This window comes from Paracoccus beibuensis (genome assembly GCF_026162625.1).
GTDB classification, from domain to species: domain Bacteria; phylum Pseudomonadota; class Alphaproteobacteria; order Rhodobacterales; family Rhodobacteraceae; genus Paracoccus; species Paracoccus beibuensis.
In genome coordinates, this window is sequence record NZ_JAOTBD010000077.1 from 1 (window position 1) to 3,236 (window position 3,236).

At 71.5% G+C, this 3,236-nt stretch carries 2 protein-coding genes; both read right to left on the reverse strand.

Going from position 1 to position 3,236, the window contains the following annotated elements:
* Nucleotides 1–1,814: glutamine--fructose-6-phosphate transaminase (isomerizing) (glmS, locus tag OC159_RS19710; RefSeq protein WP_265502933.1), on the reverse strand; the 1,814-nt coding region annotated here is incomplete at its 3' end.
* Nucleotides 1,814–3,157 (reverse strand): bifunctional UDP-N-acetylglucosamine diphosphorylase/glucosamine-1-phosphate N-acetyltransferase GlmU, encoded by a 1,344-nt coding sequence (gene glmU, locus OC159_RS19715; protein ID WP_265502934.1) that lies wholly within the window; start codon nt 3,155–3,157, stop codon nt 1,814–1,816. The genes glmU and glmS, both read right to left, overlap by 1 nt.
* Between the last annotated feature and the right edge of the window lie 79 nt (nt 3,158–3,236).

Sequence of the window (3,236 nt, forward strand, 5' to 3'; positions counted from 1 at the left end):
TCCACGGTTACGGATTTTGCGAGGTTTCTGGGCTGGTCGACGTCTGTGCCTTTTGCGACGGCGGTGTGGTAGGCGAGGTACTGCATTGGGACGGCGTAGAGGATGGGGCGGAAGATGCCGCCTCCGGTGGGCAGGGCGAGGGTTGCGGTGACGCCGTCGCCCGCCGCGGCGATGCCTTCGGCGTCCGAGATCAGCAGGATGCGGCCGTGGCGGGCCATCACCTCCTGCATGTTCGAGATGGTCTTGTCGAAGAGCTCGTCATGCGGCGCCAGCACCACCACCGGCACGTCGCCGTCGATCAGGGCGATGGGGCCGTGCTTGAGCTCGCCCGAGGCGTAGCCCTCGGCGTGGACATAGCTCAGCTCCTTCAGCTTCAGCGCGCCCTCCAGCGCGACGGGGTAAAGCGCGCCGCGGCCCAGGTAGAGCACGTCGCGCGCCTGCGCCAGCCATTCGGCCTGCGTGCGGCAGTCCTCGCTCAGCGCCAGCGCCTGGCCCAGCAGCGCCGGGATCGCGCGCAGGTCGCGCAGATGCGCCGTCAGCGTGGCATCGTCGATGCGGCCGCGGTCATGGGCGGCCTTCAGCGCCAGCACGCCCAGCACGCTCAGCTGGCAGGTGAAGGCCTTGGAGGAGGCGACGCTGACCTCGATCCCGGCCAGTGTCGGCAGGGCGATGTCGCTGTCGCGCGCGATGGCCGAGGTGCCGACGTTCACCAGCCCCACCGTGCGCGCGACGCGGCCGCGGGCATAGTGCAGCGCGGCCAGCGTATCGGCGGTCTCTCCGGACTGGCTGACGGCCACGAACAGGCTGGCGGGCGACAGGGGCGGCTCGCGATAGCGGAACTCGGATGCGACGTCGATGTCGCAGGGCAGGCCGGCCAGCTGTTCGAACCAGTACTTCGCGACATGGCCGGCCAGGTGCGCCGTACCGCAGCCGACCAGGGTCACCCGGTCCAGCGCGGCGAAGTCCAGCCCCTCGGGCAGCACGATGCGGTCGCCCTTGACGTAGTGGTTCAGCACGTCGCCGATCACCACCGGCTGCTCGGCGATCTCCTTGGCCATGAAGTGGCGGTGGCCGGCGCGGTCGATCACGGTCGCGCCGACGTCGATGCGGGCGGTGGCGCGGTGGGCCTGGTGGCCGTCCGCGTCCCAGACCTGCACCCCGGCGCGGGTCAGCACGGCATGGTCGCCATCCTCCAGATAGGTGATCCGGTCGGTGAAGGGCGCCAGCGCCACCGCGTCCGAGCCCAAAAACATCTCTGCGTCGCCATGGCCGATGGCCAGGGGGCTGCCGCGCCGGGCGGCGACCATCAGGTCGCCCTCGCCCTCGAAGAGGAAGGCCAGCGCGAAGGCGCCGTGCAGCTGCGCCAGCGTGGCGCGGGCGGCCTCGACGGGCCCGAGGCCCCGGTCCATGTGATGCGCCGTCCACAGCGCCACCGTTTCGGTGTCGGTCTGCGACTGCGGCTGGATGCCCAGCTCGGCCAAGCCGGCGCGAAGCTCGCGGAAGTTCTCGATGATGCCGTTGTGCACGACGGCCACGCGGCCCGACCGGTGCGGGTGGGCGTTCACCTCGGTCGCGGCGCCGTGGGTGGCCCACCGGGTGTGGCCGATGCCCGCGTGGCCGGGCAGGGGCTGGTGGACCAGCCGGTCCGACAGGTTGATCAGCTTGCCCACCGCGCGCCGCCGGTCCAGCCGCCCCGAGGCGTCGACGGTGGCGACGCCGGCGCTGTCATAGCCGCGGTATTCCAGCCGCTTCAGCGCGTCGACCAGCAGCGGAGAGACCTCGTGGCTGCCCAGAATTCCGATGATGCCGCACATCAGCGTGCCTCCTTCTTCATGCGGAGCGCCGCCATCAGGCGCGTGGCGAGGCCCGGTTTCGTGACCTGCCGGGCCCGGCCGAGCGCCAGGGCGCCGTCGGGCACGTCCTCGGTGATGGTGCTGCCCGATCCGGTCATGGCATCCGCGCCGATGGTCACGGGGGCCACCAGCATCGTGTCGCTGCCGATGAAGGCGCGCGGCCCGATGGTGGTGCGGTGCTTCATCACGCCGTCATAGTTGCAGGTGATCGTGCCCGCGCCGATGTTCGTCTGCTCGCCCACATGGGCGTCGCCGAGGTAGGTCAGGTGGCCGACCTTCACGCCCTCGTCCAGGACGCTGTTCTTGATCTCGACGAAGTTGCCGACATGCACGTCGCCGCCCAGTTCCGCGCCGGGGCGCAGCCGCGCGAAGGGGCCGACGGTCGCGCCCGAGGACACGTGGCAGCCTTCCAGGTGGCAGAAGGGCAGGATCTCGGCCCCGGACTCGACGGTGACGCCGCGGCCGAAGACGACGTTCGGGCCGATGATCGCGTCGCGGCCGATGACCGTGTCCAGCGCCAGGAAGGTGCTGGCCGGGTCGGTCAGCGTCACGCCGTCGGCCATCAGCGCCGCGCGGGCGCGGGCCTGGAAGGCGGCCTCGGCGGCGGCCAGTTCGGCGCGGGTGTTGATGCCGAGCGTCTCGTCCTCGGGGCAGATCACCACGTCGGCGCGCCGGCCTTCGGCCCGGGCCAGCGCCACCAGGTCGGTGAGGTAGTATTCCCCCGAGGCGTTGTCGTTGCCCAAGGCCACGATCAGCCGGCGCAGCAGGTCCGCGTCCAGCGCCATGACGCCCGAGTTGCACAGCGCGATGTCGCGCGTGGCGGCGTCGGCGTCCTTCCATTCCACGATCCGCTCCAGCCCCCCGCCGCCGGTCACGAGGCGGCCATAGCGGCCGGGAACGGCGGCCTCGAAGCCCAGCACCACCACGTCCGACCGGTGCCCGGCCAGCGCCGCCAGCGTGTCCCGGCCGATGAAGGGCGTGTCGCCGTAAAGGACGATCACCCGCCCCTCGAAGCCTTCCAGCGCGGGCAGGGCCTGCGCGACGGCGTGGCCGGTGCCCAGCTGTTCGGCCTGCAGCACGGTCGCGGCATCGGGGTCCAGCCCCGCGACCGCCCGCGCCACCGCGTCAGCGCCATGGCCGGTCACGACGACGACCTGCTCGGGTCCCAGGCTGCGCGCAGAGGCCAGCGCGTGGCCCACCAGCGGCACGCCCCCCAGCCGGTGCAGCACCTTGGGAAGGTCCGACTGCATCCGGCTGCCCTGGCCCGCCGCAAGAACAACAACCGCCAAAGCCCTCTCGGACATCCCAGACCCCCATCACCCGTTTGCCTATCGTTCCCGCGCGTTCTAAGCGGGGACGACAAAAGGCGAAAGAGCCGAGTTC